The sequence below is a fragment of the Vibrio sp. MMH1-50 genome (assembly GCF_022347645.1).
Lineage (GTDB): Bacteria > Pseudomonadota > Gammaproteobacteria > Enterobacterales > Vibrionaceae > Vibrio > Vibrio harveyi.
The window spans coordinates 178066-201412 of the sequence record NZ_JAKRGG010000004.1 but is presented as its reverse complement, the minus strand read 5'-3'; the positions used below and the strand labels follow the sequence as shown (position 1 = coordinate 201412).

General features: G+C 44.0%; 25 protein-coding genes. 10 read left to right on the top strand and 15 right to left on the bottom strand.

Annotated features, from left to right (window positions below; all coding sequences use genetic code 11):
- The first annotated feature begins 92 nt into the window (after positions 1-92).
- On the top strand, positions 93-461 hold the full coding sequence (locus tag MHO32_RS05480) for a hypothetical protein (RefSeq protein ID WP_005453700.1): 369 nt from the start codon (positions 93-95) through the stop codon (positions 459-461).
- Positions 462-523: 62 nt separating this feature from the next.
- On the opposite strand, the gene MHO32_RS05475 is transcribed toward MHO32_RS05480, so the two are convergent.
- The 7 genes from MHO32_RS05475 to MHO32_RS05445 all read right to left on the bottom strand — a co-directional run bounded on the left by MHO32_RS05475 (position 524) and on the right by MHO32_RS05445 (position 8497).
- Positions 524-1414 (bottom strand): sigma-70 family RNA polymerase sigma factor, encoded by an 891-nt coding sequence (locus MHO32_RS05475; RefSeq protein ID WP_239210820.1) that lies wholly within the window; start codon positions 1412-1414, stop codon positions 524-526.
- Positions 1415-1704: 290 nt separating this feature from the next.
- Positions 1705-2964, bottom strand: coding sequence for a hypothetical protein (locus MHO32_RS05470; protein ID WP_239210818.1), 1260 nt, complete (start codon positions 2962-2964; stop codon positions 1705-1707).
- Complete coding sequence (locus tag MHO32_RS05465; RefSeq protein WP_009704729.1) at positions 2957-3670, bottom strand: ABC transporter ATP-binding protein; 714 nt, start codon at positions 3668-3670, stop codon at positions 2957-2959. The genes MHO32_RS05470 and MHO32_RS05465 overlap by 8 nt, the downstream gene beginning before the upstream one ends.
- A complete protein-coding gene (locus MHO32_RS05460) occupies positions 3670-4905 on the bottom strand; it encodes an ABC transporter permease (protein ID WP_239210816.1) in 1236 nt (411 codons plus the stop codon). Before MHO32_RS05460 ends, MHO32_RS05465 begins: the two co-directional genes overlap by 1 nt.
- Positions 4895-6124 (bottom strand): ABC transporter permease, encoded by a 1230-nt coding sequence (locus MHO32_RS05455; RefSeq protein ID WP_239210814.1) that lies wholly within the window; start codon positions 6122-6124, stop codon positions 4895-4897. The genes MHO32_RS05460 and MHO32_RS05455 overlap by 11 nt, the downstream gene beginning before the upstream one ends.
- A gap of 66 nt (positions 6125-6190) precedes the next feature.
- Entirely contained in the window at positions 6191-6937 is a 747-nt protein-coding gene (locus MHO32_RS05450) for an outer membrane lipoprotein-sorting protein (protein ID WP_239210812.1), read from the bottom strand.
- Between the two features lie 117 nt (positions 6938-7054).
- Positions 7055-8497 carry a transporter substrate-binding domain-containing diguanylate cyclase gene (locus tag MHO32_RS05445; RefSeq protein WP_239210810.1) on the bottom strand — a complete coding sequence of 481 codons (1443 nt, stop codon included), beginning with the start codon at positions 8495-8497 and terminating at the stop codon, positions 7055-7057.
- A gap of 363 nt (positions 8498-8860) precedes the next feature.
- Here MHO32_RS05445 and MHO32_RS05440 point away from each other — a divergent pair, with 363 nt between their 5' ends.
- Positions 8861-10024 carry a threonine/serine exporter family protein gene (locus MHO32_RS05440; protein WP_005453681.1) on the top strand — a complete coding sequence of 388 codons (1164 nt, stop codon included), beginning with the start codon at positions 8861-8863 and terminating at the stop codon, positions 10022-10024.
- Here MHO32_RS05440 and MHO32_RS05435 read toward each other — a convergent pair.
- The gene (locus MHO32_RS05435) at positions 10021-10287 is read right to left on the bottom strand and encodes an alternative ribosome-rescue factor A (protein ID WP_239210809.1); all 267 of its coding nucleotides are present in this window, start codon (positions 10285-10287) and stop codon (positions 10021-10023) included. The genes MHO32_RS05440 and MHO32_RS05435 overlap by 4 nt on opposite strands.
- 368 nt (positions 10288-10655) lie before the next feature.
- Here MHO32_RS05435 and MHO32_RS05430 point away from each other — a divergent pair, with 368 nt between their 5' ends.
- The 4 genes from MHO32_RS05430 (at position 10656) to MHO32_RS05415 (ending at position 12513) form a co-directional block, all read left to right on the top strand.
- Positions 10656-10865: a cold-shock protein gene (locus MHO32_RS05430; protein ID WP_005433440.1), complete on the top strand. Its 210-nt coding sequence runs from the start codon at positions 10656-10658 to the stop codon at positions 10863-10865.
- Positions 10866-10938: 73 nt separating this feature from the next.
- A complete protein-coding gene (locus MHO32_RS05425) occupies positions 10939-11484 on the top strand; it encodes a YaeQ family protein (RefSeq protein WP_005453677.1) in 546 nt (181 codons plus the stop codon).
- Positions 11471-12013 carry a hypothetical protein gene (locus MHO32_RS05420; RefSeq protein WP_029790218.1) on the top strand — a complete coding sequence of 181 codons (543 nt, stop codon included), beginning with the start codon at positions 11471-11473 and terminating at the stop codon, positions 12011-12013. The genes MHO32_RS05425 and MHO32_RS05420 overlap by 14 nt, the downstream gene beginning before the upstream one ends.
- 140 nt (positions 12014-12153) lie before the next feature.
- Positions 12154-12513: a glutaredoxin family protein gene (locus MHO32_RS05415; protein ID WP_009696209.1), complete on the top strand. Its 360-nt coding sequence runs from the start codon at positions 12154-12156 to the stop codon at positions 12511-12513.
- 83 nt (positions 12514-12596) lie between these two features.
- Here the strand turns inward: MHO32_RS05415 and MHO32_RS05410 are convergent, their stop codons facing one another.
- Positions 12597-13220 (bottom strand): OmpA family protein, encoded by a 624-nt coding sequence (locus tag MHO32_RS05410; protein ID WP_017188748.1) that lies wholly within the window; start codon positions 13218-13220, stop codon positions 12597-12599.
- Positions 13221-13593: 373 nt separating this feature from the next.
- Between MHO32_RS05410 and MHO32_RS05405 the strand changes: the two genes are divergently transcribed.
- Entirely contained in the window at positions 13594-14226 is a 633-nt protein-coding gene (locus tag MHO32_RS05405) for a thiol:disulfide interchange protein DsbA/DsbL (RefSeq protein WP_239210808.1), read from the top strand.
- Positions 14227-14240: 14 nt separating this feature from the next.
- Entirely contained in the window at positions 14241-14714 is a 474-nt protein-coding gene (locus tag MHO32_RS05400; RefSeq protein WP_005453668.1) for an FKBP-type peptidyl-prolyl cis-trans isomerase, read from the top strand.
- 67 nt (positions 14715-14781) lie between these two features.
- On the opposite strand, the gene MHO32_RS05395 is transcribed toward MHO32_RS05400, so the two are convergent.
- From MHO32_RS05395 to MHO32_RS05370, 6 genes are all read right to left on the bottom strand, one after another.
- Positions 14782-15672: a hypothetical protein gene (locus tag MHO32_RS05395; RefSeq protein ID WP_239210807.1), complete on the bottom strand. Its 891-nt coding sequence runs from the start codon at positions 15670-15672 to the stop codon at positions 14782-14784.
- Between the two features lie 38 nt (positions 15673-15710).
- Positions 15711-18110, bottom strand: coding sequence for a fimbria/pilus outer membrane usher protein (locus MHO32_RS05390; RefSeq protein ID WP_239210806.1), 2400 nt, complete (start codon positions 18108-18110; stop codon positions 15711-15713).
- Between the two features lie 46 nt (positions 18111-18156).
- Entirely contained in the window at positions 18157-18819 is a 663-nt protein-coding gene (locus tag MHO32_RS05385) for a fimbrial biogenesis chaperone (RefSeq protein WP_020480898.1), read from the bottom strand.
- A gap of 50 nt (positions 18820-18869) precedes the next feature.
- On the bottom strand, positions 18870-19382 hold the full coding sequence (locus MHO32_RS05380) for a hypothetical protein (protein WP_005453662.1): 513 nt from the start codon (positions 19380-19382) through the stop codon (positions 18870-18872).
- A gap of 170 nt (positions 19383-19552) precedes the next feature.
- Positions 19553-20188 carry a helix-turn-helix transcriptional regulator gene (locus MHO32_RS05375; RefSeq protein ID WP_005453657.1) on the bottom strand — a complete coding sequence of 212 codons (636 nt, stop codon included), beginning with the start codon at positions 20186-20188 and terminating at the stop codon, positions 19553-19555.
- 208 nt (positions 20189-20396) lie between these two features.
- Positions 20397-20999: a beta-phosphoglucomutase family hydrolase gene (locus MHO32_RS05370; protein WP_005453655.1), complete on the bottom strand. Its 603-nt coding sequence runs from the start codon at positions 20997-20999 to the stop codon at positions 20397-20399.
- A gap of 76 nt (positions 21000-21075) precedes the next feature.
- Here MHO32_RS05370 and arfB point away from each other — a divergent pair, with 76 nt between their 5' ends.
- On the top strand, positions 21076-21489 hold the full coding sequence (gene arfB / locus MHO32_RS05365; protein WP_005453654.1) for an alternative ribosome rescue aminoacyl-tRNA hydrolase ArfB: 414 nt from the start codon (positions 21076-21078) through the stop codon (positions 21487-21489).
- Positions 21490-21560: 71 nt separating this feature from the next.
- On the top strand, positions 21561-23330 hold the full coding sequence (locus MHO32_RS05360) for a methyl-accepting chemotaxis protein (protein ID WP_239210803.1): 1770 nt from the start codon (positions 21561-21563) through the stop codon (positions 23328-23330).
- Positions 23331-23347 lie beyond the last annotated feature (17 nt).

Here is a 23347-nt window from a genome sequence, read left to right as displayed (position 1 = left end):
CACAATTAACTCTTTAATCAGGCAGATACAATTGACAAAGATATAAACCAGAGAGATGATTCGACCGAGATTTAGAGGTATTTAGGATTCAGATGTATACATTTGTTGCTGATAAATTGGATGTGGTTTATTTATCAGCGATACCGGAAAACCACGCATTGCAGGACTTTGACGTGCCTGAAGAAGAACTCGAAATCCGCGAGATTGTCGAGGTGTGGTACGAGTGTGCATTTTTGCCTGATTTCAATCTCGAGCAAATCGACATCGCAAACAAAGCGGAGCTAGTGGCAACACAAACTCAAGTGGTGAACAACTACACGAGCACCCTCGCTTTCTTACTCAAAAGCAGAGTGTATCGAGCTGCCCTTAACCGCATGTTGAGCATCTGGACACTCGAACCCTCCGCAAAAGCACAACTTGAGTTACTGCTTTTTGCCGAAGAACAAGCAAAGACCAACTGAGCAACACGCAGATAGAAAAAAGCCAGCAATGACGCTGGCTTTTTAGAAGCTATTTTTCGGTATCAAACCCATCCATCAAACTGAAGACGTTTTTGTATTCGCTCTACCGCCTCTTTCTGCATTTGTCTCACGCGTTCGTTAGAGACATTCAGTAAGTCCCCGACTTCAGCTAATGTTTTCACGTTATGTTCAAACAAGCCAAAGCGATGAATTAACACTTGCTGCTGCTTCACAGGCAATGTGTTGACGACGTGCTCTAGTGCTTGAGTAAAGCAGTGGTCTTCGCAATCTTGCTGTGGGTCTGTTGTGTATTCACTTTCGCACTGTTCGAGCACAAATGGCGCATGATTAAGGTCGACAGTCGTTGAAACATCGATAAAGCCGCTCAACGCGACTAACTCATCAACACGTTCTACCTTTACGCCTGAGCAATGGGACAACTCTGAAATGGAGATGTCTTTGCTCATGGTTTTGCTCGCATCGTGCTTTTTCGACGCAAGACTATTTATCTCTTTACATACGTGGGCAGGTAAACGCACCGTGCGACCGTTATTCATTAATGCCGCTTCAATGTTTTCGCGAATCCACCACACTGCGTAAGTTGAAAAGCGATAACCCGGCTCAGGATCATACTTGTCGATGGCTTTGATCAAGCCGATGTTGCCCTCTTCAATTAGGTCAAGCAACGTGAAATTGTTACCAGTACGTTTTAAGTAGCTTTTTGCAATTTTCACCACCAAACGTAAGTTAGACTCAATCATGACCTCGCGCGCTTCTTTATCACCCGCACGATTAAGCTTGGCGTAATGCAGTTCATCTTCTCGAGAGAGTAAATCAATCCCCACGATGTCTTTTAGGTAATGTGCATAAGGATCTTTACCTGCAGAAAGCGTTTCTTTCATTGGCATCTCATCCGTGACACCTCGGGACCTAGCAAAACACTCGTTGTTCATTTCCCCGTCCTTATCAGCCAACTTTACTGGTGTAGCTCTTTGGCTACTTTTCTCCGTGGCTCAATCAATATGCCACCCAACGAATAACATTCGTTTTACGTTGAGTGTAGACAAGGCTTTTTAGCTTTACCAAGAAATTGCATTTAATTTCATATTAACCCTGCACTCAACTGTCAAAGCGTGAGCGGGTTGGGATTTATGGAACAACATTCAGTATCGTATTTACATCAGAGTTGATAGAAGAGTTTCACTTACTAACAGTTAAATAAATTCACTTTTAAAACATATGCTTAAAAACTGTATTTAATATTAGCAAACAACAACGTCGCAGGTGCTTCGCCAAACAAACTGCCACTGCTACCGTTAAAGCTTTGGATTACCGTGAGCAACTGCCAGTCATTAGCAAGGGAATAGTTACTCGATATCCCAAGGAAATAGGAATGATCATCGTAGTAACTGGTTGAGAGCGTGACGCGATTTAAAGGCGTTAAGTCAACGCTCACATCGGCGTACCATGTATTTCGTGTAAAGCTCAACGTTTTTGCATCGAGAGGAAGATTCAAATACGCCAATGCGCTTGATGCATCTTGCGGTTCAGAGATAAATAACCACGCTGTACGCCCCATCCAGCTGCGTTTGCCGCCAAAGCTGTAATCCGATTCAATACTGGCAACGGTGGTCTTTTTGGTCGGTTCACCCTCAAACTCTGGATCAATCGGATCAAACCACGTGAGCTCTCCACGAAAACCCGCATCAAACACATCCGTCGCAAAACCAGCGCCGAGTACGTAATCCATCCGAGCTCGCCCTGCAATAAACTGATAATCCCATCCCGATTGATTGGCGAAATAACGTAGTGAGGCACTGTCTTGTCCTGATTGAGGATCTGGTGAAAACACCAAATCTACCCCATCGGCAAAGCCCAGCTTTCTACTCAGCATGACCGCATCCGTGCCTGCCCGCTCTTCATAATCAAAATCGTAGATCGAATACGCGTTGTAGATGTCGTTTGGATTCCAAATGGTATTCATTGACCAATTAATACGAAAGCGCCCTAGTTGAGCTCCCCAGTCATCTTGCTGCCAAGTGAGATATAGACGATCAAGCTGACTGTTAATGACCACATCATCTTCATGCCAGTTTTTGCTTAAATCCATGTAACCAGAATCCAACGCAACCAAATCGGCATAGCCAGGAAAGTCGGTAGAGTCGCCCCAAAGTGCTCGATTTCGTAGCCCAACATTCACACGCCAGCTAGAGGAAAAACGGTATTCAAAGTTAAGTCGATTGTGTATCAGGTTATCGAACGTATTATCAGTGCCATCAGGAATACTGTAGGTTGCCATGTATTTGATATAGCCATCCAAATCCCATGACTTTTGCGGCTCTAACCCGGGGACAGCAGACAAGGCATAACCAGCCTGAAGACTAAGCAATGAAAGACTTAACGCCTTAATAAACACTGTATTTACTTTTGTTCTAAACAAGCCGGTATAGAAATGGAGAGCTTTGGTGCAAGTCGCAGACAAATAAGAAACAGCTCTATGCATGCGACCTCTCTGCGCGATTATCAATATTACTGAAATCACGCGCTAAACGACCATCTTCAAATACGATAATTCGGTGTGCACGTTTTATCACTCGCGGATCGTGGGTCGAGAAGATAAACGTCGTTCCCTCTTGTTCGCTAAGTTGCTCCATAATGTCGAGCAGCTCCGCGGTGCTTTTGGCGTCTAGATTGGCAGTAGGTTCGTCCGCCATGACAAAACGAGGCTTTGGCGCTAAAGCACGAGCAACCGCAACACGCTGCTGCTGCCCGCCGGACATCTTACCTGGCACCTTATTCATCTGTTCCGCCAACCCTACTTGTTCAAGCAAGGACGTCGCACGTTCACGGCACTCTCGCTCTGTTTTACCTTGCAGCTGCATGACGAATTCCACATTCTCAAGCGCGGTTAACACAGGTAACAAACTGTAATCTTGGAAGATGAAGCCTATATTATCGCGACGATAGGCAATCAGCTCTTTTTCTGACATCGATGAAATCATGCAACCATCGATTTCCACTTTGCCAGAGCTTGGGGCATCAATACCGCCAATCATGTTCAGCAACGTCGTTTTACCCGAACCAGATGGTCCCATGATCGCAACGAACTCACCTTGCTTGATCTCCAGATCGACCGACTGCACTGCATGCACGGGATAATCGCCATCGGCGTTGTAAATTTTAGTTAGGTTTTCTAGTTTGATGGTCATTAGCTTTTCTCCGCCATGGCATCCACTGGTCGATGCTTTAAGATTTGTCGTGCGGGATACAGTGCTGCAATAAAGCTAGCAACAAAAATCGCGACAATGATCATTTGGTATTCCGCTAGCGATACCCGTGGATAGAGCAAGGTATCTACGCCATAAGCCCCCAGCCCTTCCGCCATACTAGCCAGCGATAATCCAGTAGTACTCAGCACCTTGAGCATAATTGCACTCCCGAGTAACCCAAGCGCACAACCGCTTAATCCGAGGAACAAGGTTTCGAAAACGATCAACAAGCGTATCTTGTGTTTTTGCATCCCGACAGCCATTAACACACCGAACTCTCGTGTGCGTTCAAACACAGACATCAACATGATATTGATGATGCCAAGGGTCATCGCCAACACAAACACCACCAGCATCACTTGGTTGGAAACATCCATTGTGCTCATCATGGTCGAGAGCAAAGGTTGGATCTCTTGCCAAGGTCTCACACTGAGCAAGTCTTTACTTTCCGGCGGTAAAATAGAGTTAGTGAACGCCAGTATCTGCTTGAGCTCAGTATCGTTATTAGAAGTAAGGAGTATTGCGATTTCGTGTGTGCCACTCAGCCCCGCTACCTTTTCAAGATCTGCTTTTCGAACATAGACATTCCCGTCATCAAACCCTGTCGATGGTGTTTTGAATATGCCTCGAACACGAAACGTCGCCCCTGCAACCTCTCCATTGACATCAGACAGAGTGAGTACCACTTTGGAGCCAACGCGTAGCTTTAATCGCTCAGCTATCTTGCTCGATACCAAAATCGGATTTCTGCCTTCTTCGCTCAGCCATTCTCCGTCGACAATGTGATGTGAGAGAGGCGTGATGTTTTGCTCTTGATCGATATTCACGCCATTGATGCGAATACCACGTGTACTGCGCGCCGACGCTATCATGCCATCTGCTAGAAATCGCTCAGAAATGGCTTTCACTTCTCGGTTACTCGCCAACACTTTGCTTATCTTTTCCGCATCGGGAATCACATCTTTTAGCTCAGGATTGACCAAGTAGGACTTTTGCTGGATCTGCAAATGACTGGTTTGCCAAGAGATGGCGTTCTTAATCATGCTATCGACCAAGCCATTCATGAATCCCATCATGGTAACCACTCCCATCAAGCCAAATACCATAGCTCCGAGCATGATTGAGGTTCTCAACTTGTTGCGCCACAAGTTACGCCAAGCCAACTTAACCAGCATGAGCACCTCCTTTTAACCCTGCTGCAATAGGCATTCGAAACATGCGAACCATTGGATAAAGCAAACACAACAAAAGAATCAACAGCACGACTACGATTTGATTGAGTAGTAAATGTGGGTCGAGCGAAACGGGCACAATAGGTTCAAAACCACTTTCGCGCATGAGCTTGGCAGCATCGCCGGTAATTTCGATTGGATTAAAGTAGAAATACCCCAACACAGGAGCACTCACGATAAGCCCAATAATGATGCCAATAACGGACATAAACAGAGACTCTATCGTGAGCAGAAGGACGAGCTTGGAGCGCAGCATTCCGGTTGCCAGCATGACGGCGAACTCGCGCTGGCGTTCCAATGTCGTCATCAAGATTGTCGCGAACAAGCCAAAACCAACAATACCGTAGAGAATGTAAATCAAGAAAATACCGCCCGCTTTATCCAAGGCGATTTGTTGTGCCATCTCTGGCGACAGCTCCTTCCAATCTTTCACGGCGACATTTTTGCCATACTCGGCTTTAAGCTGTTCAACGGTATTAGGTAAGGCTCTTAAACTCTCCGTATTTAAAACCCATGCGGTGACTTGGTCATCCAATGAATACAGGTTTTGCGCAGTATCGAGCGGCATGTACACCAACTGAGAATCAAGCTGCTGCAAAGGAAAATGAAGAATGCCCGAGATTTGATACAAACCTGCCGCGGTCTGTCCTCGATAACCGACACCATATAGCACCAGTTCATCGCCAACCTTGAGTTGCAAATAATTCGCTAAACCACCACCAACTAGCACTGCTTTTTGCCCTGATTGGATGTAGCTTCCCTCAATCAATTTGTCGCTGATATTGGAGTACTGATCTTCAGCTTCAGGCTCAACGCCTAGTACCATCACGCCCTTTGAGCGTTCATATTTTGCGGCTAAAGCAAAAGACTCTACCCGAGGTAATACCACATCAATATTGGGATTGTTTTTCGCCGCCGAAATGAAGGTATTGGTTTGCGGCAAGACATCATCAATGCTGGAAGAGTCACCAAACTCGGGGTTTTGCAGTTGAATCAACCCAGTATAAAACTTGGCGGCATTTTTGATATTGGACGTATAACTCCCTTCTTGAAACGCTCGCGTAATCAGCGAAAGAAACAGCACCAATGCCAACGCAGACGCCGTCAGTAATGTCCTGCGCTTTTGTCGCCAGAGATTTCGCCAAGCCAGTTTCACAAGCATTGATTCGCTTCCTTCCGTTGATGTTTGATTATCCGTTCCTTCTTTTAGCCGTTCATTTACCCAAACTTAGTCGCGCAGCGATTTCATCTGTTGCTGAGAGAAAAAACTGTCATCGATATCGAAATCAAACTGTGCTTGGTGAGTAATGAGTACGGTTTTGTTCTTAGGCTTATCAAGCGGCTGCATTTCCATTCTGGTCGCCAATTTTCTCCCGCCGAGCTCTTTCACGTCATAAGTCGTCATCACGTTCACTCGCTCATCAAACTCATCGTAGAATTCCACTTTGCGCTGTAGGTAGGTCGATTTGGAAATCCACAACGTTACTTTGCTCCAAACCACAGGAGCATCGGACTTTGCAACTGCGTCTATCACCCAAACCTTGTCGCCATCAAAGACATCCTCGCCTTTCAATTCATGTTGATAATCGACCACGATAGAGGATTGGTTGATTAAGTCATCATTGGTGAAGTCAGAGCCCATCCATGATTGGCTCAACATAGATGGCGCAATTTTGATAACGCGTTCAATACTCGGCACCCAATTCCACATTTCTCTTTGTCGTTTTAGAGAAGCGCTACCCTTATCTTTGGCAGGCGCCGTAACCAACACCAAAGACAAATCCGTCCCTTTGGTCCAACTCTTCATTGTCATCGAACGAGTCCAATCAGGGCGAATGATCTCCATTGTAGATTCGGTATAACTGGAATCACCGCGCATTGCTTGATCTGACTTTTGCATGATATCAAAAGCACTTTCAGCCACAGCAGTAAATGAAATGGACCAACACAATAGAGATAACAAAGCAGTACGCATAACCATCCTCGACACTGAAATCCAACACTATTCGCGTCAGAAATGACAATAAAAACAGGGAGTTCAAATCAGTATAGCAAGGAGAGGATGAAGGTCAGCGAGAGCTCGCTCAAAGTTTTACTGAGCTTTACGAAGTAATGGTTCCACTTTGTTTCTGTTGATGATTTGGAACACCGCGCGATTCTTGCCGCTGGCTTTTCCACGATACATAAGTTGATCAGCATCTTGCAGGCTTGGTTGTTCATCAAATTTTGGATAATACGCGCACCCTAAACTGATACTCACGCTAATCGTTTGTCCATCTAAGGTCACTGGTGCGCAATTTACTTGGGTGCAAATTGTACGAGCAAGAACTTCTGCTTCCTCTGCAGAGAGCGAAGCCGTTACTAAGGCAAACTCTTCACCACCAATGCGCGCTAAAGTCATTCTTTCATCGATGACAGATCTTGCTGTATTCGCGACAGCAACAATAGCTTGATCCCCAACCAAATGTCCAAATTGATCATTGATGGATTTAAAGTCATCAATATCAAACACCATCACGGTCAGGTTTCTTTTTACTGTACTTAACGTCGCTAACCTTTCTATCAAGTGACGTCGATTATAAAGCTTAGTGAGAGGGTCAGTCAGGGTGAGCTCAAAAAGCTGTTGATTCGCCATAGTGAGTTGCCGAGTACGCAAAGCAACCGTACGCTTAAGTGAAAAAATATGGAACATGGCAGCAATAATCAGCGCAAAAACAGCAAGTGGAGCAAGATACGCTGGATAGACGGTTTTAACATGAATCCAACGACTGAGGATCCGGTCCTTATTTGCCTCCATGACTATCTCAAAATTCCTCGATACCTCTTCAATCGACTTTGCACTGCTGTCACCCGTCGCGATTCTTAAATCTTTGCTGTAAAGATGCAATGCAGGTAAGAAAGTCACCGAGTCAGGTGTTGTTGCCATGTAGAAATTGGATACCTGGGTATCAGCGACAAACAGAAAAATTTGCTTATTCGTAACCGCTTTTAGCAACGCATCATTATTCGAAAACAACCGTATTGCCGCGTTCGGGTAGCGTTTACGAACGAAAGTCTCTTCGTATCCTCCTTTCACCAAACCAACTTCCATTGCCGACTCACCTTTCAGCACCGATTCCACGTCAATTCCTAACAGGTCACTGTTGACATAAAGTTGAGTATCGATAGGCATAATCACTGTGCCAAAGTTCAGATACTGGCTGCGCTCTGCAGAAAATATCAATCCAGCATGGATATCTGCTCGTCCCTCTTTTACTGCTAGTAAAGATTCTTCCCAGTCAAGCAAAAGAAATTTCACATGAACATCATTTCGAACGGAGTACTCGCGCCAGAAATCAATCAAGATGCCTTGCGGCTCGCCGTCTGGCGTAAGGTATGAGAAGGGTTTCCATGCTTTTGAATTAGCAACAACTAAGGTACCTTGCTTAGTTTCGTGCCCGTAGACTGCGCTGGAATGGAACGCAACAATAAGCAGCAGAAACATGCCAAATATTGTGTTTTTCCAATCATTAGTACTATAACGCATGAAGGTCATACCTACTTCTCACTAACCTACCCTACAGGGCTATCTAAGACTTAAATAGAACTAAAGGTATAGCAGAGGTTCTTTCTTTAGGTAGCAACTCTTATTGATATGAATCTAAATTAGTACCTTTACACTGAAAAATGGCACTTTTACATTAGATTATTTTATAGAATCATCACGAATTGTTATGAATTTAATATGAATAAAAGTTCGAAACTCCGGGTTTCTCTGGGTTGAGCCTTTTAGCGACATGAGTAACACCTGACACAGTCCACAAAATCACACAAAAAAGTTAATGATTATTCGCTCGACAAGAATCACTTTGTTAACTTACGCGCAATTTTTTTGTGACTCGAAATTTTCGCTTTCGCCATGCCTTCTCAATATAGAATTAACAAAATCGTCGAAATTGGCGATACGCTGCATCGTAGTGGCTGTGCGCCATACAAAGTAGAGAAATACACTCAGCACTACGCGCAAAAACATGGCGTGGATGTGATGATTCAAGCCACGCCAACCGCGATCAATTATCAATTTCCAGATGATAACAATGCAGTGGTACTCAAGCGCTTGAAACCAGCTTCAATCAACTTAAGTTTGCTAGCTAACACCATCATTCGAATCAACCAACCGAGTAGCGAACCCGTCCCAGAGCCTGCTGGATATCCTTCATGGGTTATTGCATTGGCGAATATGGGCATTCCACCCGCGTACTTGATGCTGGTCGGCAGTACTTTAGAAGCGGTCGGCTTTGCTTTTATTCTTGGTTTTATGGTCTGGGGATGCCAGCAAGTTTGCCGAGCGAGGCGTGCAATTGCAGTTGAGTTCATTGCAGCTTTGTTCACAGGTATTATTGTTGCGTACCTGTCCAGCACTGGACTGCCGATCCCTGTTTGGGCGCTATGTATCGCAACGATTGTCTTATTTGTACCCGGACTCTCCATCGCTAACTCCCTTGAATGTCTCGCATTTAATGATTTGGTATCAGGGACCAGTTTATTGGGGCAATGCGCTCTTACGTTGATCAAGTTGTTTGTTGGCATCACCATGGGGCTCAATATCGGTGAAGCCATTTGGGGACAAGCGCAATCCATCGCCTACACCAATGAAATCCCGATTTGGATGCACATTAGCGGGCTATTCTTAATCTCCGCCAGCCTTGGAGTGATCTTTAACGCTCGCCCTATCGACATTCTGCTTGGCTTACCCGTTGCAATGCTGGGCATGTGGGGACCTTTTTATCTTGGTTTCGAAAGTGGCTGGGTTGTGGGGACTTGGGTAACTACAGTTCTAATTACATTGTACGGAACTTGGATTGCGAAAAAGATGGAACTGACTGGCTCTATCTACATTGTTCAAGGCATCATCATTTTGGTTCCGGGTAGCCGCGTCTTAGTAAGCGCAAGCCAATCCGTGTTTGAACAATCTATTTTACCCATTCCAAGTATTGGTCTGTCTGCGCTGTTTATGTTCTCTGCTATCGTTGCGGGGCAAATCACGGCTTACTCAATTTACTCTCCAAAAATAGAACGCTAAAACCCCCTCTCGCCATCACCTTCAGATAAGAAAAAAGCCCTATTCAAAATCCACTTTAGTGAGAACTTTGAATAGGGCTCTTTGCCTCTATGTTTTGCTTTCCGATTGAAGCTGCCTTTGCCTTTTTTGGCTTTCACAACCCGCGTTCTAAACCGTTGACTAGTGACGACAGCTTTAAGTGCGTTGTCTTTGATTTCCCCTCTGCCAAACTCGGTATCTTGATTCAATTCATTTGGCTGAAGATTAGATTTGTTCTTTACCATACTTCCTCCTTAATGGTCGAACCAGATTGGACAATAATTAGGGAAAATAGTCAAATTTGTATAATAAAATTCATTTTATTCTCCAAAAACTTCACAACAACGTCATTTATTTGAAAATTCATCAAAAATACACCGTATAAAAAGTGACTAGATACAAATATTTGCCCTTGATGGGTCGATATATGTTGACTATACCCGTAATTAACCTAGACTCGAACACGGCTAGAAAGAAAGTTCTTTGTTTTCACATTTCGTTGGATTACTCGTAACTCCCCCGTCCTGTGGTACGCAATAGCAATTTATTTTTCCACGCTATAAGCGCCGATTAGGCGAAGATTTACATAAAATTAGATATTTAGGAAATAGACATGTCTAACAAAGCTACTGGTACAGTTAAGTGGTTCAACGAAACTAAAGGCTTCGGTTTCATCCAACAAGAAAACGGTCCTGACGTTTTCGCTCACTTCTCTGCAATCCAAGGTGACGGCTTCCGTACGCTTGTTGAAGGTCAGAAAGTAGAATTCGAAATCACTCAAGGTCAAAAAGGTCCACAAGCTGAGAAAATCACTCTAGTTTAATCCTTTAAGATTTTGATATGGTAGCCAGCTTTTAGCTGGCTATTTTTTTGCCCTTCATTTATCGATACTTCCTATGGCTCTAAAACCAACAATTTACAAGTTTCGTATCGCAATCTCTGATATGAACAACGATTACTACGATTCAAAAAATCTTACTATCGCCCTTCACCCTTCTGAAAAGCCACAGCGCATGTTGGCTCGTATTTTCGCCTACTGCTTGAATGCACAAGATGATCTTGAGTTCACTAAGGGTCTATCTACAACAGAAGAACCAGATTTGTGGCGTGTAGAGGACGACCAATCTATCACTCACTGGATTGAGATTGGCGAACCAGAACCAGATCGCATCAAGAAAGCGACCCGTTTGGCTAAGAAAGTAAAAGTCTATACCTACAACACCAAAGCCTCCGTTTGGTGGGATAAGATGGCGGGCAAATTTGGCATGCTTCCAGTGGATGTGGCAAGCCTTGACTACGATGCTATCGACTTGATTTCACAACACCTTGACCGTGGCACTAGCCTATCTGTTATGATTACCGGCACCTCTATTTTCGTTGATATTAACGAACAACACGTCGAAGTGACGGTGAAGGAATTGCAAAGTAATGACGCCTCTTAATGAACTGATCCAAGAAATGGGGTTCAAAAACATTCCCTTCGTTAATGAGCATAAGGCTGCAAGGCGACGTTGGACAAAAGAACAAGCCCCATTGTTCATTAGAGTATGTGAAAACAAGCCTGACACAGCCCCTGCGCTGCATATGCTTGGGCTTTTGACTAAATCTCACATCGAAGCCAGCGCCCTGTATGAACAACATGCCACCTCCACTCACCACATGCAGCAAGTGTTGAACGACACGCTTGGTGAAGAGCACGCGGAAAAATTCACCAATCAGTCGGCCGAAGACTTAGTACTGGTGACGCATTTATGGCTATACACCCAAGGCTATCTAAATATGGATTTTAGCCTTGCTCATGACCATGCAGAACAAACGCAAAATATCCTGCAACATGAGTTAGTGATTAAGCGCATGGATTTGGATGCTTTTCGTACCGATTTAATGCAGAGTTTCTATCTTGGTAAAGAAGCTAACCCAGTAAAAGCAAGCGGGCTATTTGGTTGGGTAAAACGTCTGTTTTCCTCATAAAATACATGGTTTTGTCAAAACCAAACACCTGATAGACTACGCCCTTTCATGCAACGGCTTTCTACGCTCAACGACTTCGTTACGTAAGTTCGTTGCATGACATACAAGGACACTCATCCACTGAACATCAAGGGATCATTATGAAGTTTATCCGTTGGATTTTGGGAAAAATCATTCTACTTCTCAATGCAGTATTCTCTCCCCGTGGCGTTAAACGTTCGGCAGAAGCACAGAAAAGCGTTGATGATAAAGCCAAAAACTACGCACTGTACCAATTTGAAGCTTGTCCTTTCTGCGTAAAAGTTCGACGTGCTTTGAAACGTCAATCCGTGAATATTGAATTACGTGATGCGAAAAACGACCCAGTACATCGCGAAGCACTTGAACAAGGTGGCGGTCGTGTAAAAGTACCTTGTCTGCGTATTGAAAAAGATGGCGAGACGCAATGGCTTTACGAGTCTTCAGACATCGTCGCTTACATTGAAAAAGAATTTGCCTAGTTCCCCCTAAGAACATTGGCGGATGCAAAAGAGGCACCATACGGTGCCTCTTTTCTTTTATCTCAATTCAATGATATGGGCGCTTACTGATCGACAATCAGCATCAGTTCCACTCGACGATTACATGCCTTACCGCTTGCTGTGGTATTACTGCACTGCGGCACATATTCGCCAAAGCCACGAGAGAACACTCTTTGACGAGGCAAGCTGGTTGCAAGTAGTTGCTTTTCTACCTCACGAGCACGCTTTTCCGATAACGAATCATTAAAACTCTCTGCGCCTGTACTGTCTGTATGACCGTCTATCACCACATCAACATCAGTACGCCCGGCAAGATAATGTCCAAGATTGCGGATCCAGTCTTGAGATTGCGATGATAATCTCGCAGAGCCCGTTTGGAAATGTACTTGTTCTTTCAAACGCACCATAAGGTGGTCGCCACTGATGGTTTCATGGGCGATATGATGTCTATTTAAAAACATCTCCAGTGACGTCACGCCCTGTGACTTTTTTCCAGCTGTACTCGGAGTCTGAGCAACATAACGTGGAGTTGACACGTAAGATTTCGCGTAACCCCACTCTGGATGTCTTAGCTCTGAGTTAGTTCTCGGGGCAGTATCGAGAATATTACCGCCCGGAACCATATCTGAATTAATACTCGTGCACCCGGCTAATAGACCGCATGCCACTAAAAACCAATGCTTCATACCGTTACCAACGTAGAATGAATTCCTGTTCACTGTGTCGGCTTAAATCGCCCAAACTTTAGTGCCTATTACCATATTTTCTTCAATACACAAGCACAGTTCATGCCAACGATTTAAGTTGGGCATTCATTTTTATCAAACATTATTTGGTAGATAAGAGAGCAAAGAAAATCTCGTTAACTAAACTGTCGCTTAATGGCGTTTCACTTCACGAACTTTCAATGGCTGAGCGCACTAAACACAACGTCATTGCCATGTTTTGTCTAAACTTTCTTCGATTGTCTCACTTTAGTGTAACAAGCCGTATTAATGGTTTTCGTCGATACCGTTAACCGATAAACTAGCACCAATTTTACTATTTAGAGCCTTACCCATGTTCAAAACCATTTCTAAAGGCGCCGCACTTTTTGCCGCAGTTTTTGTCCTAACAGCTTGTGACAACGGCAATAGTCAGCCACAACAAGGCAAGCAATACGAAGTTCTGCCAGTTTCTCTTGCTGAATACAACTTAGCACCAGTAACTGAAGCGTTTTCTCTCACCTGTGGTCATTGTCGTACGATGGAGCAGTTCGTTCCTCAAATTGAATCGTTGACAGAACAGAAAGTTGAGAAGATGCACGTTACCTTTAACGAAAGTGCGCAAATCAGCGCGATCATTTTCTATACAGCGGCAATGCAAGTTAACGGCACTCCGGACAAAGCGTTTATGGAAGAACTGTTTGCTGCCGTTCAAATGGGTGCAGATGCAACTGCCGATGAACGCCAAGCTGCGGTAGAGAAAGCTTTTGAGTCTCGTAACCTAGTAAGCCCTTACCAGCTAGACGACGCACAACAAGCGAAACTGTTTGAATATATTACTAAAGCAGAAGAGATCACGACTCGTGGTCAAATCAACTCAGTTCCTGCCTTCATCGTAAATGGTAAATACCAAGTAATCACTGGTGGTCACGAGACCGTTGAAGCAATGGCTGACACTATCAACTACCTGCTAAAACAACCAAAATAAGACAAGGAGCTACTGTGTCTAAATTTCTGTTTCCTCTTATTATTTTCGTCCTAGCGGCATTCTTTATCTACCGTACTTGGACAAACCACAAAGCGGCAGACGAAAACTTTGCAAAAGGGCAAGAGTTCCTGCTAGAAAACAGCAAGAAAGAAGGTGTGATTACCACAGAGAGTGGTCTGCAATACCTTGTTCTTGAGAAAGGAACGGGCGACGTTCATCCAACTGCAACTAGCAAAGTGAAAGTTCACTACCATGGCACGCTTATCGATGGTACGGTTTTCGATAGTTCAGTAGAACGTGGTGAGCCGATCACATTCGGTCTAAATCAGGTGATTAAAGGCTGGCAAGAAGGTCTGCAATACATGGTTGTGGGCGAGAAAATCCGCCTGTTCGTGCCAAGCACACTTGGTTACGGTAAAAACGGTACTGGCCCTATCCCACCAGCAAGTGTACTGATCTTTGATGTGGAACTATTGGACATCCAATAATCCTCAGCAAGAACAAAAAAACGCCGCATCAATTGCGGCGTTTTTTATTCGTCTCAACTTACGTTAGTCAGTAGGCAATCAAACTAATGGTCATCTCATCTTCATATAACCCTGCAGCAGCACCTGGCACTGCCTTATTTTCAAAAGCCATATTGAAGCGAGTTTGGTTCCCACGGTGAGTATTTAAAAACACCGGACTATCCAACCCAAGAGTCTGACCTTGCAAAAATGTGGTGTACGGAACTTTATGACTCGGTTTCCTAGTATTGACAAGGTGCCCATGATTCAACGAGTCGAGCTCAAGTTTTACGGAAGCGTTGCTCACCACGACAATGTCCAAATCCCTTCGGTTTTGCTTGGTTAAATTCCCCATATCCACTGTCACTCTTGCCCCAGAAACAGACACATTGGAACTTGAATTTGCCTCTATGCGTGCTCGTACGAATGGCTTTATCGTGTAGTCGAGCCCTGCATTTCTCACACCAACTTCAACTTGCTTGCCAAGTAACGAAAATTCAAAATCTGCCCGATAATTGCCCGGTTGCATGGTTTTTCCTTCGGGCACTTGCACCCAAAAATCGACCTGCTTACTACCACGACTTGGTAGTAAAAAGTCTCCTTGAGGGGTTCTATTTAGGCTTTTTCTTTGCGTGTTAAGGACGGTCGAATTGATCTTACCTTGAGGGCCAGAAACAACCTGCTGCCAACCATTTGAAGGCTTGATGACAATGCCGCTCATACAGTTAACTAGTTGGCTATCTAACTCTATTTTGCCTTGAAACCACAAGGTATCAGGTTGCGTCACATGAGGTTTATAAGGTGTATCATTGATGCTTACCCTAAATGTCCCCCCACACTGCGCTTCGCTGGCATCATTCGCCAACAACGGTGAAGCAAAAGCAGTAAGAAATAGCACGGTTGCGAATGTTAAGACATCACTGCGATTAACTGTTTTCATCCTATTCTCCTTTTCCTTTACCAGTACAATGCGCTAAATTATTTGTCATTGTTCGGCATTACTGTGATTTCACCTAAATCGATTAAGCTCGTATCAGACTCAGGAATCGAGATAACGACAGGGCTAATCTGTAGTCCATAAAGCTCAACTGTATATATGCCAGGACGTAGACCTTGAATGAAGAATCGTCCTTGCTTGTTGGTAAAAAACTCAATTTGTTCATCATCAACCAACACACGCCCTTGTCGGTACTCGATAGGTTCACCGCTAAGACGCTTCAAATAACCACTCGCCGTGTATGACGCATCGGAACCTATCGTCAACAAATATCCGGTTGCCGCCGCCGGCATTAGCTCAAGTTTGCCATCTCCCCAGTCATAACCAACAGGAGAATCCATCACGTTATAATCCATCGCATAGCGAACATAAGGTTGGGAGATCGAGACAAGACCATTAAGATGCTTTGTCGCCATTGCGGTTGGTCTTCCTTGGGAGTCTACATCTAGGTTCGCAGTCGCTTCACCCAACGTCGGGTGCATTTCTACTACAACAAAAGGGCCACTGGTCGCACGTCCCCACCCCCAATCACCGTCAACCATTCCAACTGCAGTCGCTAGGCGCAGTGAAGCTTGGTATTGCTCGGTATCTTCTTTTCTCACTACATCACGACTTACTTCAGATTCTGCTCTAAAACGATTTGCGGTGTAACTCAATTGAGCTCGTTGGGTATCACGAAATTCGTCCTGCTCAGCTTCGATTCTTACACCATAGTCACCAACGTAGTTCAAACCTTCATTACTAAAATACGCTCGGCTCCGTTCATTCTCACTGTTGTAAGAGAGGCCTATACGATTTCCATGCTCATCCGAATACCAATTGTATTCAAAGGTAAACAAGAAACGCGTATCCGGTTCGTTATAACGCTCGGATTCTTCGTATTCGCTGCCAACCCCTACCGTAAAACCACCATGTCGCCAATTTAGCAAGACCGAACCACGTAACTCATCGTCATCAGGAGGGAGCTGAGTCAGGCGTCCTGTTAATGTCAGATCAAATTTACTGTTTATCTGCCAAAAGTAATTTGCGAGATATTGTGTATATGAGTTACCTTCTTGGGATTCTTTCCAAGGTTTGTTTTGAAAATCATCCGATTTTTCAATCGCAAAACGTAGGTTGGGAGATTGGCTTTCCCCACTTCCAAAAATGCTGTTTTCATAATCAAGGGAAGCTATCCAACCGTCTTCTCCCGAACTTGCAGAGCTTAGCGAATAACGAGCAGTAACATTCCCTACACCGCTTTTGAAAGTAGTCAGAGCCCCAAATATCGAACCATCTTGAGCATATAAGCCGTTTGCACCTGCGGTTAACCAGTCAGTGACACCATATTCTAAGTAACCTGTCGCTACCCATTCCTCTTCGTATTCTACTTGACGGTTGTCATAGATGATTGGCTGCCCAACGGAAAACGAGTAATCAATCAGACCTTTTTTCAACAGCTTAGCGTTGTAAAATTGAGTAAAGCGCAATACGTCTTGCTTACCAGAAACATAGTTGACGACAACCGTAATATCGTTAGCACCGTTATCTAAAATCAGATTCTTGAGGTTGTAACGTCCCGGCTCCAATCGCCCACTAGAAATTCGTTCACCGTTGACATAAACTTCCACTTCAGCGGATTCGAGCAGAACAAGTTGTTGGCTACTCTCTGGGCTTGTCTCACGATCCGGTTGTAAGTCAGCGTATCGACTCTCAATAGAAAAACCACCCAAGGACATGCCATAAATATGTCCGGATTCACCGCTGATAACATCCCCTGTGGAAGCACGCATCGGTAAGTTTGGATCATCATAGAAAGCAATCCACTCTCCTCGGGAAAACTTTGTGGTTTCGTTATCCGCTTCAAGATAATTGGCTAAAAGAAAATTCACACCACTGGCACCACCGATATTGCCTTGTGACAACCAATCCAGCGACGAATCCCAAGTCTCAACATCCTCTTGCCAATAATTGTTATAGGCGAAGCTAAAACTGTTTAACCAGTTTATCGAGCCACTTTCAGAGGGAATAAAATCGGGATAGCCAGACGACAAAGTAATGTCTTGTTCGCTAAGAATTTGTGCCGAGAGCCGAACGTCAATAAACAAGGATTCAGTATTAAGTGTCACCTCGATACCTCGCTCAGCGAGTGTTTCGATATCAACGAATGTTGACGGCTCTGAACCAAAAAACTGCGACCACCATTCCGGACTCACGCGCGTTCCGAGCAAATCTTGGAGGGCATCGACAGACACTCGCTCAAGAGCCATGCCGTTTATTTCAACAGGGAGTTCGCCAAGCTGATTTTGTTCATACACAAGGGGCAAGGAGAGGCTGTAAGAGCTTCCCCATACAGCCCCAGAAATAAGGACAGCGATCGATACGACGAATGCGCGCCACATTGTAACCTTCCGTGTATGTCAGCGACGTTATGAAAACTGGGTGTCGTTAGTTCACAAGAAGTGACTCGACGTTCACCTGAACTTTCTGGTTTGGCACGAGATATTGCATCGGTAGAACCGGCTCTAGTTGCTCCCAATCCCAACGTTTCGTTTGACCTTGCCAATCAACCGAGTAAGTGTGTTTGTTTAACTCAATAACACTTGAACCTGTATTGCTAATTTTCAGATTTGGCTTGTTGTCATTGGATACAGTGATTTCGCTGGAATATTGGTCTTGCGCATCTTGTGGAGAGACAAACACAAGCGCTCCGATTCGGAACAACATTTGTATGGCATCTTTCTCAACTTCATCCGCTTTGAGTGGCAATTGGCTCACGATCAAACGATAGGATTCTGCTACACCCTTGGGTGCGCCAATGTATTGCACCTTAATGGTCTGAGATTTCCCCGGCTGAATAAGTACTTGCGGTGGAAAGATCATCAAGTCATCGGTTTCAAGAAGCGACTCTTCGTTGTTGAATTCAACTAATCGCTTAACGCCAGTCACCTCAATAGGCAAAGGTGCAAGAGAGGTATTGGTTACCTTGAAAAATACCGTTGTCTCTTTCCCTGAATCGGAAAGAAATTGCACCATTGGGAAAAGCTCAAAAGCCAACACTTGTGCTGGCATGTAAATCAAGATGAGAAATAATATTCGAAGTGTTTTCATACAACATAATGGCTGAGGGATGGACGGGACCTCCCTCAGCGCATTCCTTCCTACATGTGGAATAGAGTCACATACATCGCGCCGCTGTATTCACCCCAACGCGCACCAGCTTGAGGTTTAGAGGTAATTGAAAGTTTGTGCTCATCAGTCATCGTTTTATCTAGGTTGTTACTAATTTCAACCACTTGATGGATACGAGCAACGGTAGTGTCAATCCCTTTGTCTTTTAGCTTAGTTTCACCATTGAAGCTGTACTCCATTGGAATTTCATCTTCATTGCTGTTGGTAAAACCAAATGGGTCAACTTGGACGATACCTTTCGTGCCGTATGAGTTGCACCACGTTTTAAAGCCAAATTCTTTTGTATCAGATGACTTAGTTAAGTCGAAATTGATGACATCCAAGTTGCCGTAAGTCATCATTTCACAACGCTTAGGCACTTCACCTTTGAATTTAACGTAAAAGTCTGCGCGACCTTCGTCAGACCCAACGACCCATGGATTCGCAACTGCACCAGCCGATACAAGCAACGCCATTGCTGCAAAACCTGCTAAACGTTTCATGATTGTTCTCCTTTACATTTTTTCCTGCGGTATAGACCAAAAGTTGAATTAAGTAGACGAGTTAAATGTACGCCTTATTAACTTTTTTCCTATCGGTCATCTGACCAAAAGAACCACATAAAAGGATGAGTAAAGGACAACCAAATAATTAATTTGAACTAGATCAAAAATCACTCAACCATTAAAGATCCTAACTGAGAACGGCTTTGCTTTCCTGTTTTAGATAATATATGGGAGACATGTGTTTTTACCGTGCTTAAACTTACACTCAGTTGACCGGCTATTTCTTTATTTGAATAACCTTGAACTAAATACATAAATACTTTCTGTTCTTTAGTAGAAAGTTCGTATTTAGCACCTAGAACTTCCGCAGATGAAGAACTATGAACTTGTCCCCTCACAATATTCTTTAATGAAGAAGACATGGCTTCTCGACTAAACCATAACTGACCAGAAGCCACCATTCGGACGGATTTGTGAAGCAGTTCTAAGGTAAAGTCATTCTCTAGTAACCCACCCCAACCCAGAGATATAAGCCCTTGAACTCCCTCTAAGTCTTGCTTACTCGCATTGGCAAGCAACCAAGCGCCGCCACGCGAAAGTGGTGAGATTAAGTGCAATGATGGATTACCTAAAGTAAGGCGATCATAAATAACAATATCAGTATTTTTTAAATTCCATATATTATTGACAGTTTTCTCAGTGTAAAAAGTGTAGTTTTTAAAAGAATGAGATAAACCAGCAATAACTAACCCTGACCAATCTGAGTCAGAAGAAATTACATAAACATTTTGAGAGCGTGTCATGATCCTTTCCTGTAAAAATAATTTAGTAAAAGGAATAAATAACTATAGCGAGTGTAGATAATTAATACTTTATAATTAGATTGATAATTTGATTAATTTCACAATAAATATTCACATTCTCATTATGAGAATTATATAAATTCACTGAGGTTATACAAAAAGACCACGATAATATCGTGGTCTTTTAAATGACAATTAACTTATTAAGTTAAGATTTTGGATAAAATACTAGCTCATTACCCTCGACCATCACACAATCCATTCCTGCGGCATGAGCGGCTTTTTTTCCTAACTCAGTATCTTCAAACACCACACACTCTTGTGCAGACAAACCAAGCTGTTCGGCTGCCATAAGAAACGTATCTGGGAAAGGTTTGTGATTTTCTACATCCGTTGCCGTAACGACAGCATTTAACTTCTTCAGAATGCCCGCTTTTGCTAACAGACGCAGTGCGCTATCACGTTGACTGCCTGTTCCAACAGCAATCTTCTTATTACCAAGATGTTGGTCCAAAACCGTATTCGTGCATGAAATAATTTCACCGTGTTGTTCCATTTCTGCAAACGTGTCCATTTTGAAACGAGAAACAACTTTTGGGTCGAGAGATAAACCGTGTTGACGATTCACTTCGCCAACAATTTTGAAGCTTGGCATGCCCCCTAAACTATGCAACCACTCTTGGTTAAAAGGGAACTCGAAACGGTCTGCTGTCGCTTGCCATGCAGCTAAGTGCGCTGGCATCGTATCAATCAAGGTGCCGTCCATATCGAAAATTAACCCTTTATAGGGGCTTAAATCTATTGTGTTCATGTCAATTCTTCTATTTGTACATCTCTGATGGTAATTTATCAGCCATCGTCACATTCCTTATTGGCATTTAGTAATCATGCTCAAAATTTCGAACTCCGTCACAATTCAAGATTGGGAAGTCCAATTATTGCCTATCCGGGCTCAAGGAAATGGTGGGCAGAACGTTAATAAGGTATCGTCCGCAATACATCTGCGCTTTGATGTACGTCATTCCACACTGCCGGAATTCTATAAAGAGCGACTCCTCGCCCTTTCGGATAGTAGGATTTCAAAAGAGGGGGTGATCATCATTAAAGCTCAGCAGTTTCGGACGCAAGAGCAGAACAAAGAAGACGCACTAAATCGATTACAAGCGTTGATACAATCTGCCAGCCGACAGGAAAAGAAGCGTATTAAAACGAAACCAACTCGCGCTTCACAACGTCGCAGACTTGATAGCAAAACCAAGCAAGCGACAAAAAAACAGCAACGCCAGAAAGTGCTGTACTAACAAACGTCAGAGCTAGCCATTGGAAGCCTCTTTGGGTTTCTTAACTTAGTCAATTCTTCAGGACAAACTATATGACTATTAGGCACAAGCTCTACTCCCTAGGAGTAATTGCCATTCTTGGCATTGTGACCCTATTGGGTACCTCGTCACACTTCGCTAACCAAAGCCAAGAGCTCAACCATGCAATCAAATTGGTTGGCGATCTCGAAATTCGTCTCCTTAACCTGCGCCGTAATGAAAAAGACTTCTTGTTACGCAGCAACATCAAATACCTCGATAAATTCAATGCTAACGTCGACAAATTTTTGGGTATCGAACAAGAATTGGCTGGCATTCTCAACCTTTATGAACTTCCTTCTAGTCATCAATTCAAGCAAGATTTACTGGCTTACCAAAAAGGATTTCAAAAATTAGTTGCTGCTTACGAACGCTATGGTCTCGATGCAAATAGTGGTCTATTAGCGAGCTTTGAACAGGCTTTATCTGAAGCCGAGCAAAATGCAAACCACCAACAAGTAATGGCACTGACTAAGTTCGCGCAACGAGTTAAAGCCGGACAAATGGACGAAGGTCTGTTGCAAGGTTTGTATGTTCCTTCATTAATCGAAAATGCGCGCCAACTTGCGACGCAGAGACAGACGATTGGAGTCGCGTACAACAAAGGTCTACTGGGTGACACTCGTGCCCTATCACACACAGTTGAAGAACAATTTAAGACCTTCTCATCTGCGTTGAGTAATGCAGCGACCGAACATGATAGTCAAAACACCATGGTGAAACAAGTTATCACTGCGGTAGTATTTATTATTATCTTAGCTCTGATTTCGCAAATCTCACGCTCAATCAATGCACGCGTTAGTAGCCTGCTTGCGACCATAAAGAACATCAGTGAAAGTAATAACATGGGTTTACGTTCAGAGTTGGCAGGTAAAGATGAACTGGCGGACATCAGCCACCACTTAAACGATCTGTTGGATAAGCTTGAGCACCTGATTCATGGCACACAAGAGAAGTCAGCACAGCTATCAGCAAGTACTGACAACATGCATCGCGAACTAGAAGGTGTGATGGAACAGTTCCACACTCAGGCAGACCATACCTCATCAATGGCAACAGCAGTTCAGCAAATGGTCGCCACGATTGGTGAAATCTCTGAAAGTACTTCTGTGGCAGTAGAAGGCGTTCACCAAGCTGCAAACAATGCGGAGCAAGGTCGTACCGTTGTTGAAACCACAGTAACAAATGTCGGTCAATTAACTGGTATTCTCTCGAACAGCCAGCAATCAATTGGCTCTTTAAACGAACATGTAGCGAAAATTGGCGGTGCAGTAAACATCATCCAAGATATTGCAGAGCAAACTAACCTACTCGCGCTAAACGCAGCAATTGAAGCAGCACGTGCCGGCGAGCAAGGTCGTGGCTTTGCCGTCGTGGCGGATGAAGTACGCGCACTCGCAAGTCGTACTCATCAATCGACAGAAGAGATCACTCGCGTGGTATCAGACATTCAGTCACAAATGTCGATGGTCGTATCTGATATCGACCAATGTAACGATCAGGGTCAGCAAACCCTACAAGCATCGGAGAAGCTGGATTCAAGCCTTCAGCAAATCATTGCAGACATGCATGCAATTCAAGGCAACTCTGAACGCATCGCATCAGCAATTGAAGAGCAAGGCATCGTGATGAATCAGGTGAGCGACTCGATTACTGAATTGAACGTGATTTCAGAAAACAACATGCAATCCGCACAAGAGTGTCTGCATGAAGTCGACTCTGTCTCTGCTCAAGCCCATGACATGGACGAAGCGGTTGCGGAATTTAAAACTCGCAGCGCGTAGCCCAAGTTCACTTACTC

Bases quoted from the DNA above. Each gene is read 5' to 3' on its own strand.
- MHO32_RS05480 (WP_005453700.1), top strand. From the start codon at position 93: ATGTATACATTTGTTGCTGATAAATTGGATGTGGTTTATTTATCAGCG.
- MHO32_RS05475 (WP_239210820.1), bottom strand. From the start codon at position 1,414: ATGAACAACGAGTGTTTTGCTAGGTCCCGAGGTGTCACGGATGAGATG.
- MHO32_RS05470 (WP_239210818.1), bottom strand. From the start codon at position 2,964: ATGCATAGAGCTGTTTCTTATTTGTCTGCGACTTGCACCAAAGCTCTC.
- MHO32_RS05465 (WP_009704729.1), bottom strand. From the start codon at position 3,670: ATGACCATCAAACTAGAAAACCTAACTAAAATTTACAACGCCGATGGC.
- MHO32_RS05460 (WP_239210816.1), bottom strand. From the start codon at position 4,905: ATGCTGGTTAAGTTGGCTTGGCGTAACTTGTGGCGCAACAAGTTGAGA.
- MHO32_RS05455 (WP_239210814.1), bottom strand. From the start codon at position 6,124: ATGCTTGTGAAACTGGCTTGGCGAAATCTCTGGCGACAAAAGCGCAGG.
- MHO32_RS05450 (WP_239210812.1), bottom strand. From the start codon at position 6,937: ATGCGTACTGCTTTGTTATCTCTATTGTGTTGGTCCATTTCATTTACT.
- MHO32_RS05445 (WP_239210810.1), bottom strand. From the start codon at position 8,497: ATGACCTTCATGCGTTATAGTACTAATGATTGGAAAAACACAATATTT.
- MHO32_RS05440 (WP_005453681.1), top strand. From the start codon at position 8,861: ATGCCTTCTCAATATAGAATTAACAAAATCGTCGAAATTGGCGATACG.
- MHO32_RS05435 (WP_239210809.1), bottom strand. From the start codon at position 10,287: ATGGTAAAGAACAAATCTAATCTTCAGCCAAATGAATTGAATCAAGAT.
- MHO32_RS05430 (WP_005433440.1), top strand. From the start codon at position 10,656: ATGTCTAACAAAGCTACTGGTACAGTTAAGTGGTTCAACGAAACTAAA.
- MHO32_RS05425 (WP_005453677.1), top strand. From the start codon at position 10,939: ATGGCTCTAAAACCAACAATTTACAAGTTTCGTATCGCAATCTCTGAT.
- MHO32_RS05420 (WP_029790218.1), top strand. From the start codon at position 11,471: ATGACGCCTCTTAATGAACTGATCCAAGAAATGGGGTTCAAAAACATT.
- MHO32_RS05415 (WP_009696209.1), top strand. From the start codon at position 12,154: ATGAAGTTTATCCGTTGGATTTTGGGAAAAATCATTCTACTTCTCAAT.
- MHO32_RS05410 (WP_017188748.1), bottom strand. From the start codon at position 13,220: ATGAAGCATTGGTTTTTAGTGGCATGCGGTCTATTAGCCGGGTGCACG.
- MHO32_RS05405 (WP_239210808.1), top strand. From the start codon at position 13,594: ATGTTCAAAACCATTTCTAAAGGCGCCGCACTTTTTGCCGCAGTTTTT.
- MHO32_RS05395 (WP_239210807.1), bottom strand. From the start codon at position 15,672: ATGAAAACAGTTAATCGCAGTGATGTCTTAACATTCGCAACCGTGCTA.
- MHO32_RS05390 (WP_239210806.1), bottom strand. From the start codon at position 18,110: ATGTGGCGCGCATTCGTCGTATCGATCGCTGTCCTTATTTCTGGGGCT.
- MHO32_RS05385 (WP_020480898.1), bottom strand. From the start codon at position 18,819: ATGAAAACACTTCGAATATTATTTCTCATCTTGATTTACATGCCAGCA.
- MHO32_RS05380 (WP_005453662.1), bottom strand. From the start codon at position 19,382: ATGAAACGTTTAGCAGGTTTTGCAGCAATGGCGTTGCTTGTATCGGCT.
- MHO32_RS05375 (WP_005453657.1), bottom strand. From the start codon at position 20,188: ATGACACGCTCTCAAAATGTTTATGTAATTTCTTCTGACTCAGATTGG.
- MHO32_RS05370 (WP_005453655.1), bottom strand. From the start codon at position 20,999: ATGAACACAATAGATTTAAGCCCCTATAAAGGGTTAATTTTCGATATG.
- arfB (WP_005453654.1), top strand. From the start codon at position 21,076: ATGCTCAAAATTTCGAACTCCGTCACAATTCAAGATTGGGAAGTCCAA.
- MHO32_RS05360 (WP_239210803.1), top strand. From the start codon at position 21,561: ATGACTATTAGGCACAAGCTCTACTCCCTAGGAGTAATTGCCATTCTT.